Origin of the sequence: Paraburkholderia sp. J12 (genome assembly GCF_905220215.1) — a bacterium.
Taxonomy (GTDB): Bacteria; Pseudomonadota; Gammaproteobacteria; order Burkholderiales; family Burkholderiaceae; genus Paraburkholderia.
In genome coordinates this window covers 94,951-107,952 of sequence record NZ_CAJMZC010000014.1, presented here as the reverse complement: position 1 = coordinate 107,952, position 13,002 = coordinate 94,951, and the positions used below count along the sequence as shown (strand labels likewise).

At 63.5% G+C, this 13,002-nt stretch carries 11 protein-coding genes; 10 read left to right on the top strand and 1 reads right to left on the bottom strand.

All coding sequences use genetic code 11. The annotated features are described in order from the left end of the window. Nucleotides 1-39 precede the first annotated feature (39 nt). The 8 genes from U5760_RS25495 to U5760_RS25460 all read left to right on the top strand — a co-directional run bounded on the left by U5760_RS25495 (nt 40) and on the right by U5760_RS25460 (nt 9,702). Complete coding sequence (locus tag U5760_RS25495; protein WP_322015092.1) at nt 40-1,248, top strand: glycosyltransferase family 4 protein; 1,209 nt, start codon at nt 40-42, stop codon at nt 1,246-1,248. Continuing rightward, nucleotides 1,245-2,066 (top strand): glycoside hydrolase family 16 protein, encoded by an 822-nt coding sequence (locus tag U5760_RS25490; protein ID WP_322015091.1) that lies wholly within the window; start codon nt 1,245-1,247, stop codon nt 2,064-2,066. The genes U5760_RS25495 and U5760_RS25490 overlap by 4 nt, the downstream gene beginning before the upstream one ends. A 193-nt stretch (nt 2,067-2,259) precedes the next feature. Next, nucleotides 2,260-3,168, top strand: coding sequence for a glycosyltransferase family 2 protein (locus tag U5760_RS25485; RefSeq protein ID WP_322015090.1), 909 nt, complete (start codon nt 2,260-2,262; stop codon nt 3,166-3,168). 765 nt (nt 3,169-3,933) lie between these two features. Next, nucleotides 3,934-4,626, top strand: a complete 693-nt coding sequence (locus U5760_RS25480) for a phosphatase PAP2 family protein (protein WP_322015089.1) — start codon at nt 3,934-3,936, stop codon at nt 4,624-4,626. Between the two features lie 534 nt (nt 4,627-5,160). After that, the gene (locus U5760_RS25475; RefSeq protein WP_028218320.1) at nt 5,161-5,451 is read left to right on the top strand and encodes a co-chaperone GroES; all 291 of its coding nucleotides are present in this window, start codon (nt 5,161-5,163) and stop codon (nt 5,449-5,451) included. Nucleotides 5,452-5,497: 46 nt separating this feature from the next. Then, complete coding sequence (gene groL, locus U5760_RS25470; protein WP_322015088.1) at nt 5,498-7,138, top strand: chaperonin GroEL; 1,641 nt, start codon at nt 5,498-5,500, stop codon at nt 7,136-7,138. Nucleotides 7,139-7,508: 370 nt separating this feature from the next. Further along, complete coding sequence (locus U5760_RS25465; protein ID WP_322015087.1) at nt 7,509-8,402, top strand: glycosyltransferase family 9 protein; 894 nt, start codon at nt 7,509-7,511, stop codon at nt 8,400-8,402. Between the two features lie 13 nt (nt 8,403-8,415). Then, nucleotides 8,416-9,702, top strand: a complete 1,287-nt coding sequence (locus tag U5760_RS25460) for an O-antigen ligase family protein (protein ID WP_322015086.1) — start codon at nt 8,416-8,418, stop codon at nt 9,700-9,702. A 43-nt stretch (nt 9,703-9,745) separates the two neighbouring features. Here the strand turns inward: U5760_RS25460 and U5760_RS25455 are convergent, their stop codons facing one another. Next, on the bottom strand, nt 9,746-10,630 hold the full coding sequence (locus U5760_RS25455; protein ID WP_322015085.1) for a hydroxymethylpyrimidine/phosphomethylpyrimidine kinase: 885 nt from the start codon (nt 10,628-10,630) through the stop codon (nt 9,746-9,748). 281 nt (nt 10,631-10,911) lie between these two features. Here U5760_RS25455 and U5760_RS25450 point away from each other — a divergent pair, with 281 nt between their 5' ends. Further along, on the top strand, nt 10,912-11,082 hold the full coding sequence (locus tag U5760_RS25450) for a rubredoxin (protein ID WP_008342674.1): 171 nt from the start codon (nt 10,912-10,914) through the stop codon (nt 11,080-11,082). Between the two features lie 177 nt (nt 11,083-11,259). Next, nucleotides 11,260-12,753, top strand: coding sequence for a hypothetical protein (locus U5760_RS25445; protein ID WP_322015084.1), 1,494 nt, complete (start codon nt 11,260-11,262; stop codon nt 12,751-12,753). Nucleotides 12,754-13,002: the final 249 nt, after the last annotated feature.

Genomic DNA, 13,002 nt, shown 5'->3' with positions numbered 1-13,002 from the left:
TGCGCTTCTCGCCGGATATGAGTTCGATAAGGAATGCAAATGATTTCGACCGGACTAACAGTGGATGATCGATCGATGCAAACGGCGCTTGCCGAATCCGTCGACGTGGTTGAGGCGCCTTGCTCGCAGATCGGGCGCAAGTCCGGGCAATCCGGAATCAACGTGTTCGTGCACCTCGCGGTGGATAAGGACGCCACGGAGTGGCGCAGGAAGCGCGATGCCGGCGACCTGGTCGGAATCAACGATCCGACGCCCTATGGCTATGGGAGAGCCGAGCAAATGGGCTGCCGGGTGGCATTTTCGAAGTCGAAAAAGGAAAACAAGGTCGAGAAACTGTGGCGCCTCGCCTTGCGTGCGATTCTGGGCGCGGACGTGGTTCATGCGTTGCGCAACCGCGAGGCAATCCTGAGCTCGGACATCGTCTGGACGCACACGGAATCGCAGTATCTTGCAGTTGCAATGGTCGGGCTGCTCTACGGGAAGCGGGTCCCGACGATCGCACAGACGATCTGGCTGATCGATAGCTGGGACGCGCTGAGCTGGCCGAAGAAAGCGTTGTTCCGGTCGCTCGTCGCGCGGATGGACGTACTGACGTTTCATTCGCCGGAAAATTACGCGCGTGCGAAAGCCCTGTTTCCTGCTGCCGATGTCAGGTGGGTCAAATTCGGTATTCCGGCGGAAACGAGGCGGATGTGCGGTCGGCGAGCCCACGAAAACGTCGTGAATATCCTCGCGCTCGGTAACGACCGGCATCGCGACTGGAAAACGCTGATCGATGCCGTGAGCGGCATGGAGCGCGTGAAATTGAAGATACTTTCGGGTTCGGTTCCGAAGCGGCTGGTGAAGCGCGCCGGCAATATCGAAGTCACGCGTGCGGGGAGCAACGATGAATTGCGCGAGGCTTTCGACGAGGCCACGCTCGTTTGTGTGCCGCTCAGGGAGAATCTTCATGCGAGCGGGATTACCGTGATTCAGGAGGCCGTCCTCTCGGGGGTGCCGGTTGTGGCGACGGATGTTGGCGGTGTCTCGGCCTACTTCTCTCCCGACGAGATACGGTATGTCCCGGTCGGCGACGCCGCGGCGCTTCGCGCCGCGTTCGAGGAAATATTCCGGAATCCTGAGCAGGCGTTCGCACGGGCCTCGCGTGCGCAGGCACGTATGGCGGATCTGGACGATTTCGGTGCGCAAGCCTATGTTCGCCAGCACGTGGACTTGAGCCGGGAGATACTGAAGCAGGACCGCTCATGAAGGTCTTGCTCTTCCTCGTGTTGCTGTTGGGCGTCCACGGGAATTCGTTCGGGCAGGGAGAGCGTTTGAATATCTGTCGATATCGTCTTGTATTTTCGGAAGACTTTCACGATTTCAGAATTGCACCTCGTGAATTGGGAAATGGCCGCTGGACGGCGCATACGCCGTGGAACGGCGACTTCGGCGACGCGTCGTTCGCCGACCCTGGACCGGATGGCCCCTTTTCGATTGTCGACGGGGAACTGCACATTACGGCAAGACGTTCGGAGTCGGGACGATGGGCGTCCGGCTTGATGGCGGCAGCCGATGCGAGCGGTCGAGGAGAGGGTGTCAAGTACGGATACTTCGAAGCGAAGATGCGCATGCCCCCAGGTCCCGGTACATGGCCCGCATTCTGGCTGGCCAGCCTCAAACCGGTTGGCGAGCAGGTGCCAGGTGTCGAGATCGACGTCGTCGAATACTATGGGCACGACGACACGAACTATATGTCGGCGTTGCACGTCTGGTATCCCGGGAACCAGCAGGACCAGTCGCGGCACGTGGTCCACGCCAATCGGGTGGTGCCCGGTTCCCTGGTCGATGGATACCACACCTATGGCGTGCTGATCGAACCGGCCAAAATCACTTATTTTCTGGACCGGGTCGCGGTATGGGACCGGCCGACTCCGCCGGAGTATCGATTTCCAATGTATCCGATCGTCAATCTCGCGCTGGGCTCGGGCTATCCGATTTCGGATACGCCGAATCCGTCGGTATTGAAAGTCAAATACGTTCGGTTATATACACCGCTCGATTCGGCATCGTGCGTCGATCAATAACCGCGTCGAGGAGTTCGTCGCGCCGGCCGGTGCAGGTCTTCAGTGCCTCGATGAGCGCCGCAGATGCGTGCGGTACATAGCAGTGCGGTGTTTACCCTGCCGATATCATCTTTCCACCTGTCTGCCCGATAGAGCAGACGGCGGTGATCCATAAGATTAAACGACAGATTCGAGTGTCAGCTTCGGAGTCGTCATGTCCAGAAAAGATAGCCCGCCATCGTCCGGCAAAAAGTTAAAGACCTGCCTGATCTTTGCCACCCGGGGCCGTGCCGAACTGCTCAATCGGGTTGTTGCCTTTGTCGGTACACAGACTGTCGAGCCGGAACTCATCATTGTTTCCTGCGTGTCGGACGAGGATGTGCGCGACCTTCCGGAGCTGGCCGGTATGCTCGTGATCAAAGGGCCGCCCGGGCTCACGCGGCAGCGCAACAATGCGCTGAATCACGTGCCGGACGATTGCGACGTCGTGATCTTTCTCGACGATGACTTCCTGATGCACAGCAGGTGGATTTCAGAAGTCCACAGGGTGCTGGAGCATGACCCGGCCGTAGCCTGCGTGACGGGGACGTTACTCGCGGACGGCATTCATGGGCCCGGCTATTCGTTCGAAGAGGGAAAGACTATCCTCGCCGAGAAGGGTGAGGTTCCCGGGGACCTGATTGCGGCTCCGACGCTTTGCCCCTATGGGTGCAACATGGCCTTCCGGGCGCGGAGCATCGCCGGCCTGCGCTTCGATGAGCGCCTGGTTCTCTATGGATGGCAGGAGGATCGCGATTTCGGCGCCAAGGTCTGGAAGCGGGGCGGCCGCGTCGTTCGCATCAATACCGCACTCGGGGTGCACCTCGGGACCAAAGGCGGGAGAGTGTCCGGGCGCAGGCTCGGTTATTCGCAGGTCGTCAATCCGTTCTATCTGGTGCGAAACAAGACGATGCCATTGCGCATTGCACTCGATCATGTGTTCCGCAATGTCGTCAGCAATGCGGTTCGAAGCCTTGCTCCGGAGCCGTGGATCGACCGCCGCGGTCGTTTAAGCGGCAATCTGATCGGCTTTTGGGACTTTGCGCGAGGAAGGCTGACGCCTGAGCGCGCGGAAAAGCTCTGACCAGGTGTGCAAACGAGAAGGGTCGTGCTGTACGTCGGGCGCCTGGCGCCCGGAACGATCAGGCTGTCCGGCCAGACGTTCGCGTTGCCGCGACGAGGCTTCGGCGCGGTGTGGCGAAGCGCCTGCGGCACCCGTCGAGGGTGGGCTTTTCGACGCAGCGCCAGGGCACGGACGCCCGGCCGAAGATAAATGGCGCTGCGATGGCCAGTGCCAGGAGCGGACCCAGTGCCGGCGCGAGGGAGGAGACACATTGCTGCACGGGGAAGCCACGATCATGCCCCGCCGTGTCCAGAGTAGGCCGAGCGCTGCCGATCGTAGCTTGCGCTAACGAATATGCCGCTTGGCAAAAAGAAGGCAAATACACCAAGACTGCCCGAGTAGTCGTGGCCCAGTAGCGACGTGACGGCGTCCTTGTGAATGCTGGGAGTTGCACGATGAACGCGTGGCCATAGGCGACCGCGGCGGACCGCAAAACCATGGCAGCGGTGACGCCGAAATTGCGGCATCGACGCACCCATCCGCCTGAATGGAATGCCTGCGCATTGTGATGAACGGCGCCGTGTTCGACTGTGCGCTTTGCCACGGTGGGCGGCGTTCACGAAAAAAGACGTCCTGGTCATACGACTGTCTTGAGCGTGGGTTACCGCACCCCAGATACCAGCTAACGTTTGATGCCTCCCCTTTGCTGTGAGACCCTGAATCAGGCCCATCCGAGACAGGCGGTCTTCCGCCGGGCTAATCCCATTCGACCTCATACATAAAAAAATGAACGGCCTTGACCGACTCCTGGAGGAAGCGCTGAAGAATATTCACTTCGGTTTCCTTATAAATTGCGCAATAAGAGCGATTGCCGATCGGTATACGTTCAAAGGCCTCGTTCTTATCCCTCTGTTGTGGTGGGCGTGGTTCTATCCTGGCGTGCGTCGAGCATGGTGCCGCGAGGTTGTGATCGCCACGATCGTGAGCGCCATATTTGCGCTCATAGTCGGCAGACTCATGGCGCATTTTCTGCCGTTCCGCCTGCGTCCTTTGTACACCCCCGGCTTGTCCGGGCATTTTCCGTTCGAGGCGGCCAAAAGCGCCGATCTGATGGCATGGAGTTCGTTTCCCAGCGATCACGCCATGCTGTGGGCGGCAGTTGCGACGGGAATTTTCCTGATTAGCTGGCGAGCGGGCCTGTTGGCGTTCCTCTACACCTTGGTCTTCATTTGCGCGCCGCGCTTTTATCTCGGCTATCACTATCCGACCGATCTCCTCGCGGGAATCGCGCTCGGAATCGCTACAACCTGCGTATTGACCCGCGACTCCGTTCGAACCTGGTTTGGGCCTCCGTCGTTGCGATGGATGGAGCGGTACCCAGGCGTGTTCTCCATGCTGGCATTCGTCCTGAGCCTCGAGCTGGTTACGCAGTTTGACGATATACGTACGCTCGTCGAATCCGCGTTCAAGGTCATGTGATCTCTGCCGGCGGCAGGGGGCATCGCTGCTGCGCGCGCCGGACTTCTGCACGGGCTACGCCTTGGGCGGTAGCCCGTTTTTTGTTTGGGGTAGTCGGTATCGGCAGAAATGGGGTGCTATCGAAGACATTCCTGCAGCGCTTCGATTCCGGCTTGGGAAAAGATTGGGGATTTCCCGAAGATTACCGGTCCGCCGCCTCCCGATGAGCCGCTTTCCTGTCGCAAACCGTGCGCAGAGGGCACCTTTCCCTGAAAGGGTCATATAAACAAAAAACTTCTTATCTCTTTGTTTTAATTGAGAAATAAGACTTCCCTTGCCAGCCTCGCAAAATCTGCAGCGCGCTCCTCAAGGCGCAAAACACCCCGCTAAACCGATCGTCACATTCCCATCCGCCCCCGTTCTTGAATTTGTCACTACCCGTCCATATAATTAGCACTCGTCGCACGAGAGTGCTAACAATTCGCTGGCTGGCCAACCGGCCCGCCAGGTTTGCTTGAGTCTTCAAGTCCCAATCAAGAGAGAGAGGATCTATCCATGAACCTTCGTCCTTTGCATGATCGCGTGATCGTCAAGCGCCTGGATCAAGAAACCAAGACCGCTTCGGGCATCGTGATCCCGGACGCAGCGGCAGAAAAGCCGGATCAAGGTGAAGTCCTGGCCACGGGCCCGGGCAAGCGCGACGACAAGGGCGCCCTGATCGCCCTCGACGTCAAGGTCGGCGATCGCGTGCTGTTCGGCAAGTACGCTGGCCAGACCGTCAAGGTCGACGGCAACGAACTGCTGGTGATGCGCGAAGAAGACATCATGGCCGTGGTGAACAAGTAAGTTCATTGCACCGCTAAAAATATTCCCGGATTCAAGGAGTTAAAAGATGGCAGCTAAAGACGTCGTGTTCGGCGATTCCGCCCGTTCCAAGATGGTTGAAGGCGTGAACATTCTCGCCAATGCAGTGAAGGTCACGCTGGGTCCGAAGGGCCGCAACGTGGTCCTCGAGCGCTCGTTCGGCGGCCCGACGGTCACCAAGGACGGTGTCTCGGTCGCAAAGGAAATCGAGCTGAAGGACAAGCTCCAGAACATGGGCGCGCAAATGGTCAAGGAAGTGGCTTCCAAGACCAGCGACAACGCAGGCGACGGCACGACGACGGCAACCGTCCTCGCGCAATCGATCGTTCGCGAAGGCATGAAGTACGTCGCGTCGGGCATGAACCCGATGGACCTGAAGCGCGGCATCGACAAGGCTGTTGCCGCCGCCATCGAAGAGCTGCGCAAGATCAGCAAGCCCTGCACGACCAACAAGGAAATCGCGCAAGTCGGCTCGATCTCGGCGAACAGCGATTCGTCGATCGGCGACCGTATCGCTGAAGCGATGGACAAGGTCGGCAAGGAAGGCGTCATCACCGTCGAAGACGGCAAGTCGCTGCAAGACGAGCTGGAAGTGGTCGAAGGCATGCAGTTCGATCGCGGCTACCTGTCGCCGTACTTCATCAACAACCCGGACAAGCAAGTCGCCGTGCTGGAAAGCCCGTTCGTCCTGCTGTTCGACAAGAAGATCTCGAACATCCGCGATCTGCTGCCGGTTCTGGAACAAGTCGCCAAGGCTGGCCGTCCGCTCCTGATCATCGCTGAAGACGTCGAAGGCGAAGCGCTCGCAACGCTGGTCGTCAACAACATCCGCGGCATCCTGAAGACCGTCGCCGTCAAGGCTCCGGGCTTCGGCGACCGTCGCAAGGCCATGCTGGAAGACATCGCGATCCTGACCGGCGGCCAGGTCATCGCGGAAGAAACCGGCCTCACGCTCGAAAAGGCAACGCTGAACGAACTCGGTCAGGCGAAGCGCATCGAAGTGGGCAAGGAAAACACGACGATCATCGACGGCGCAGGCGTTGCCGCGAACATCGAAGCGCGCGTGAAGCAAATCCGCACGCAGATCGAAGAAGCGACCTCGGACTACGACCGCGAAAAGCTGCAAGAGCGCGTTGCCAAGCTGGCAGGCGGCGTGGCAGTGATCAAGGTTGGCGCTGCGACCGAAGTCGAAATGAAGGAAAAGAAGGCACGCGTGGAAGACGCGCTGCACGCAACCCGCGCTGCCGTTGAAGAAGGCATCGTCCCGGGCGGCGGCGTTGCGCTGATCCGTGCACGTACGGCGATCGCCAGCGTGAAGGGCGCCAACGCAGACCAGGACGCCGGCATCAAGATCGTCCTGCGCGCGATGGAAGAGCCGCTGCGCCAGATCGTCACGAACGGCGGCGAAGAAGCGTCGGTGGTCGTGGCAGCCGTCGCGGCCGGTCAAGGCAACTACGGCTACAACGCAGCGACCGGCGAGTACGGCGACCTGGTTGAAGCCGGCGTGGTCGACCCGACCAAGGTCACGCGCACCGCGCTGCAAAACGCAGCTTCGGTTGCGGGCCTGCTCCTGACGACGGACGCAGCGGTTGCAGAACTGCCGAAGGAAGATGCTCCGATGCCCGGCGGTATGCCCGGCGGCATGGGCGGCATGGGCATGGACATGTAATCAGGCGACGAGCCCGATTGCATCGACGTGCAGGGAAATGCGCCTGATGGCGTGTTTCCCCGGTGCCATGCACCGGTTGCACCCGAACGAAAAACCCGCAGCGATGCGGGTTTTTTTATTTCTGCGCCGTTTTTCAAGGCGCGGGCAGGAATCTTGCTGTTCCCCGCAAGTCCCCGCGTGGCGGGCGATTGAGCCATCCAGGAAGGTGCGCGGCCAGGGCGAATCTGCTGAGGGCCAGGCGGGGACGGTATACTCCCGCTGGTCCGCTCTTCCTGCAGGCGCGGCGGCGCGATCGTCGGCAAGGACCCTTATTGGGGATCCGTCGGCGCCCCGTCCTGGATCGAGCATCGGGTGGAATTTCACATCATCAATGAAAATTGAGACGAACAGCAGCGTGGCGGTCGTATTGCCACCGCCCATCGGCGACAGCCTCATTGGCATGGTCCTCGTGCACAACCTGGTTCGCAACGGCTACCAGCCGGTCGTGTTCGGCTGGGTGGCGGAGCAGCTTGCCGACTGGTTTCCCTGGGTGCGCGTCGGGCGCATGGCCGAACATGCCGGCGCCTTCGACACGGTGATCGAGCTGCGTCCGACCGAAACCGGCCATACGCTGTGCAAGTCGGGCAAGCCGTTTTGCCTCGCCGATCTGCCCGCGTATCACGGCCCGATTCATCATATGGTCGATCGCATCGTCGAGATTGCGGGCAGCGAGCTGGCGCTCAAGGATGTCACGCGTTCGAACGGGCTCACGGTGCCGCCCGGCATCGTGCGCAACAGCGTGGCGAACCGCGTGGTGATTCATCCGACCGGCAGCCATCCGGAAAAGATGTGGAGCCGCGAGAAGTTTCTGGCGCTCGCGCGCTCGCTGGCCGAGCTCGGGCTGCAGCCGAGCTTTCTCGTTGCGCCCAACGAATTCGAGGCGTGGCGCGACATCGCCGCGCAAGGGCACGAGGTCAACGCGCTGGCGAAGCTCGGCGAGGTCGGCAAGTGGATTGCGAGTTCGGGCTGGTTCATCGGCAACGATTCGGGCCTGGGTCACCTCGCTTCGTCGATCGGCGTGCCCACGCTCACGCTCTTCATGCGCCGTGGTCTCGCACGCTCCTGGCGGCCGGGCTGGGGGCCGGGCGAAATCGTCCTGCCGCCCGACGTCGTGCCGTTCGGCGGACTCAAGGAGCGCTTGTGGAAGCAATTGCTTTCGGTTCGCCGCGTGATGTCCGGATTCCAAACGCTGCGCGATGCGAGCGCGGCCGCTACTGTTCGTTGAGTCTGATTAATCCATGCGTTTTTCTCCCGTGGCTGCCTCGGCGGTAGCCTTGCTGTTGTTGATCGCCCCCGCCGTCAATCTCGTCTGGCGGGGCGGCACCGGATACTGCTTTTTCATCCTGCTCGCGATGGCGCTATACGCCGCCGTGCGCTACCGCCGCGTGGACGGCTATTTTTCGCCGCTCTCCGAATACCGCTGGTTCGTCGCCGGCATGTGCGGGCTCGTGATCGCCGCGTTCGTGCAGCAGATCCTTTATGGCATGTGGCTGCCGCGCCAGTTCGATGCCTATTCGCGCTTCGCGCTCGCGATCCCGATTTTTCTGATGCTGCGGCAGATGCCGTCGCGCTACTTCCGCGCGCTCGGCTGGGGCTGCGCGCTCGGCGCGCTGGTCCTGGGCGCCCTCGCGCTCGCGCATCGCCCGGAAGGCGGCTGGACCGACGACGATCGCCTGAACAACGACTTCACCAACGCCATTCCCTATGGCGACACGGCGCTGCTGCTCGCATTTCTCGCGGTCTTCACGATCGGCTGGAACGACGGCAAATATCGCAAGCTGGCCACGGCCATCAAGCTCGCGGCACTGATGGCCGGCGGCTTCTCCTCCTACTCGTCGGGCACGCGTGGCGGCTGGGTCGCCATTCCGGTTTTTCTCGTGATGCTCGGCGTGCAGTACGGGTGGTTCACCAACCGCCGGCGCCTGGCGGCCGCGGCAGCCATCGTCGTGATCGGCACGGCGGGTCTGCTCGCCTCGCCTCGCATCGCGCAGCGCATTCACGACTTTTCGGTCGATATCACGCGGCTCCATAGCGGCGACCCGAACTCTTCGACGGGCATCCGTCTGGAGCTCTGGCGCGCTTCGGCCCATCTCTATTCGATGCATCCGGTTTACGGCGTCGGCAAGGGGCGGCTGGAGGGCGCCATGGAGGATCTGTCGAAGCAAGGCTTCATGCCCGAACTGGTCGTCAATGCGCGCGCGCATAGCGACTTCTTCTCGACCATCGCGGAACTGGGATCGGTCGGGCTTGCGTGCCTTTTGCTCTACTACTACGGGACGATCGTTTATTTCTGGCGCAAGCGGCGCTCGGCCGACCGGTTCGTGCGGACCGCCGCATGGTCGGGACTGGCCGTCTCGGCCAGCACGATCGTCTTCGGCCTGACGATCGACGTGCTCGTGCCGATCATGGTGACCGTGCTGGTGGCGCTTTTCACGGCGACTTTCCTCGCGGCGATCGATGCGCGCGAGCGGGAACTGGCGGCGGCCGGTGGCGCTAAACCGGATTCGCCGACTCCGCTTCGATAGATAGGGCAGCGGCCGCCGCCCCTACGTCCGCTCCGGGCGCTTTTTAGTGCCGTGCTTCGCCCGGCGGTGGCAAGTCTGCGTCGTCGCCCGCGGGCTTTTCGCCGTCCTCGCCGCTGTCTTCGTTCTCGTTGCTGCGCGCCCAGAAGAAGCGGTCCGGCATCCACGCCCCCATCCCCGGCCGGAATGCGCTCTGCACGGCCTGATAGAGATATTCCTGCGCTTCGCGCACGGCCTCGGGCGGCTCCTGGCCGTTGGCGAGCAGGGCGGCGATGGCCGCGCCGAGCGTGTCGGTCAGGCCCAGCATCGGCTGCGTCGCGCGGTCCCAGAGGTCCTGGCGCAGCTGGCCGTCTTCGCAATAGAGCGTGTTCACCACGCGGTGCGTGCCCGTTTCCATCGAGAGGATGTACTCGCAGCCGGTCGAGAGCAGGTGGGCGATCGCCGCGTCGAGGCTGGGCGCTTCCGCGTCGCCGTCGGGCTGTGCGAGCGCGATCAGCGTGGCGGCATCGGCGATCAGCAGCGTGGTCTGCGGGACCAGCAGGTCTGCAATCGTTTCGCGCAGTTCGTCGGCGGCGAGCACGTGCTCGTCGTCGAGCGTGAAGTCGGGGGCGAGGATGAGCGGGACGTCGTCGTAGTCGGCGACTACTTCGGCAATCGCGCTCACCACTTCGGCGCGCGTGGTGGCGCCCACCTTGAATGCGGCCACCGGCATGTCTTCGAGCAGCATGCGCGCCTGGTTCGCCACGACCTCGGGGTCGAGTCCGGTGACTTCGTCGCTGCCCGCCGAATCGCGCACCGTATAGCCGGTGAGCGCGCTCACGCCGTGGCAGCCCATGCTGGCGAGCGTGAGCAGGTCGGCCTGCAGGCCGGCGCCGCCGGTCGGATCGGAAAGGCCGAAGGTAAGGACGATGGGAGGGGACTCGCTGGACATGGATGTGACGAAGTGAGTGATGGCCTGACGCGGTTGCGCCGGCGTTTCCAATTATGCGGCTTATCCGCGTGTCCGGGGACGGATGGCGCGCACGGCGCGGGGGTTTTTGCGCGGCGCGGTTGCATGGGCATGATGCCGCGGCCGGCGTTCGCCGCCGGATCGCTGCCTGTTCGCCGCGACGATTCCCTGCGCACGGTTGCTAGGCACAAAATCGGCAACACGGTACCATTCATGCTCTTGTTTCCCGACCGATTTTTTCGACCTTTCGACGCGGCATAAGAATGGAATATAGAAGCTGGATGTGCCTGATCTGTGGCTGGATCTACGACGAAGAAGCCGGTTTGCCGGACGAAGGTATTGCGCCCGGCACGCGCTGGGAGGATGTCCCGATCAACTGGACCTGTCCTGAATGCGGTGCGCGCAAGGAAGACTTCGAGATGGTCCAGATCTGACGCGCCGTGGCTGGGGGCCCGTGTGCCTGCGCAGCCGGCGGCATGCTTCGTCCGCACGCCGTCTGTTCGGTGCCTGCGGTGCCGGCGATGCCGGCCGGGGCGAAGGCCGGGCCTCGTCGGAGCTAAGGTGACGTCCCCGGCCTGCAATCTTTTGGCAATCGTTTTCGGCGCTCGCTCATGAGTCTTCGTTCAACGTCCGTTGCCCGTTTCGAAGCCTTGCCCAATCCCCGCGGCGGCCAGGTGCCGTTCGCCGAGGCGGCGCTCGCCGAAGCGCTCGACGCACTCGATACGCACGGCGATGCGGCCACGCCGCTGCGCCGCGCTGCGCGCGCGTTGCGCGACGCGGGCTGGCTCGCGGCGGCGCGGTTTGCCGATACGTTGCTGCTGGCTTCGCCGCTCGCGTTGTCCGCGCCGGAGCCCGTGGCGACGCCGCACAGCCAGCCGTCGCGCGCTGCCGCCGAAGCGGACGGCGATGGCGACGTGCGCGCGCGCTTCAGGGACGCGACCGGCGACCTGCGGGCGGCGCTCGGGCGCCACAACCTGCGCGAGCTCGCGTGCTCGCCCGCACTCTTTGTGCGCCAGCACGCGCTCTTCGAGGTGCTGGCCGGACATACGCCCGGCGTTGCGCTTCACTACGAGGATGTCGCGCTGCTCGGCCGGCCCGTCGCGCCCGCCACGCTGCGCGCACAGCCGGCGCACCGGCTGGCCCAGCTGCGTGCGCGCTACGAAGCGGCGCTCTTGCCCGCGCTCAAGACGCGGACTATCGCCGCCGGCAGCCGCGCGGCGGCCGCGTGGGCGAGCGCGGCCTTCGACGAGATGGACGCCTGTTTCGCCGAGCTCGCGAGCACCGATCCCTACGATTACTGGCGCCTCGCGGCGGCCTGCGCGCGCGCGCTGCGGCGTGGCGCGGGCTTCTGGGGCGACGAGGACCTGCGGCGCTTCTACGCCCGCTGCAATCTGCTGCTGGCGGACCATGCGCACGGGTTGCGCATTGCGCCGCAGTCGCTCGTGCGCGCGACGCTTGCGCTCTTGTGGCGCGATTACGCGCTTTTCGGCGCGGCGGCGGAGGATACCGCCGACGTGGACCTGCTCAACGATCACGGCCTGACGGTCGATTGGCACGTCGCCGGCACGCAGGCTTCCGAGGCGCTCTGGGAAGCGGGTGCGGCCGAGGCCGACGCGCTGGCCTCGCGCGTGGCGCGCGTGCGCGATCTGGGCGCCCTCGCGGTCAATGCCAACGCCTATGAGGATTTCCTGCAAACGGCCGATGCCGCCATGGTCGCGCTGACCGACCATGCGCGCGCGCTGTCGCGCCGTACGCGGCGCGAGGCGGCGGATGCGCTGCTCTCGGCGGAGGCGGCGTATCGCCTCGGCGCGGCGGCATGGGCGCTCGGGCTCGGTCACGTGGGGCTGCTGGCGGATGCGCTGGGTCTCGCCTGGCGGCGCACGGCGCATGCGATGTCGCAGGCCGAAGCGGCGGAGCGGCCGCTTGCGGCGAGCGCGATCGCCGAGCCGGACCCGGATGCCATCGAACAGGCGAGCGAGGCCTTGCGCGCGATGCTGCACAAGATCGCGGCCGGTGTGCCGCAGACGGATGCGTCGGCTGCCGTGCGTGCGCTCGCCGCGGCGATTGCCGCATTGCCGGCGCGCCCTGCACCGGCAGTGCAATGACCGCAGGCGGGCATCGTGCTTGCGCGCCTTCGCTGACTGCCGTTCGTGCCGGCTTGTCGATCGCGGTTCAGCCCGTCTTCTCTTTCCAACCTCTTCGCGCTTCCTGCGCCCCGGTGGCTGGCCCTTGCAGGCCCGGCGCGTCAGCGTGTTAGAGTGGGCGCAAGGCCCTGCAACAGGGCGTGTGGCCACCGGGCACAGTGGCGTCACGGCGCACCATGCCAGGGCGCGCATCGGGGTGTCTCCTGTCAG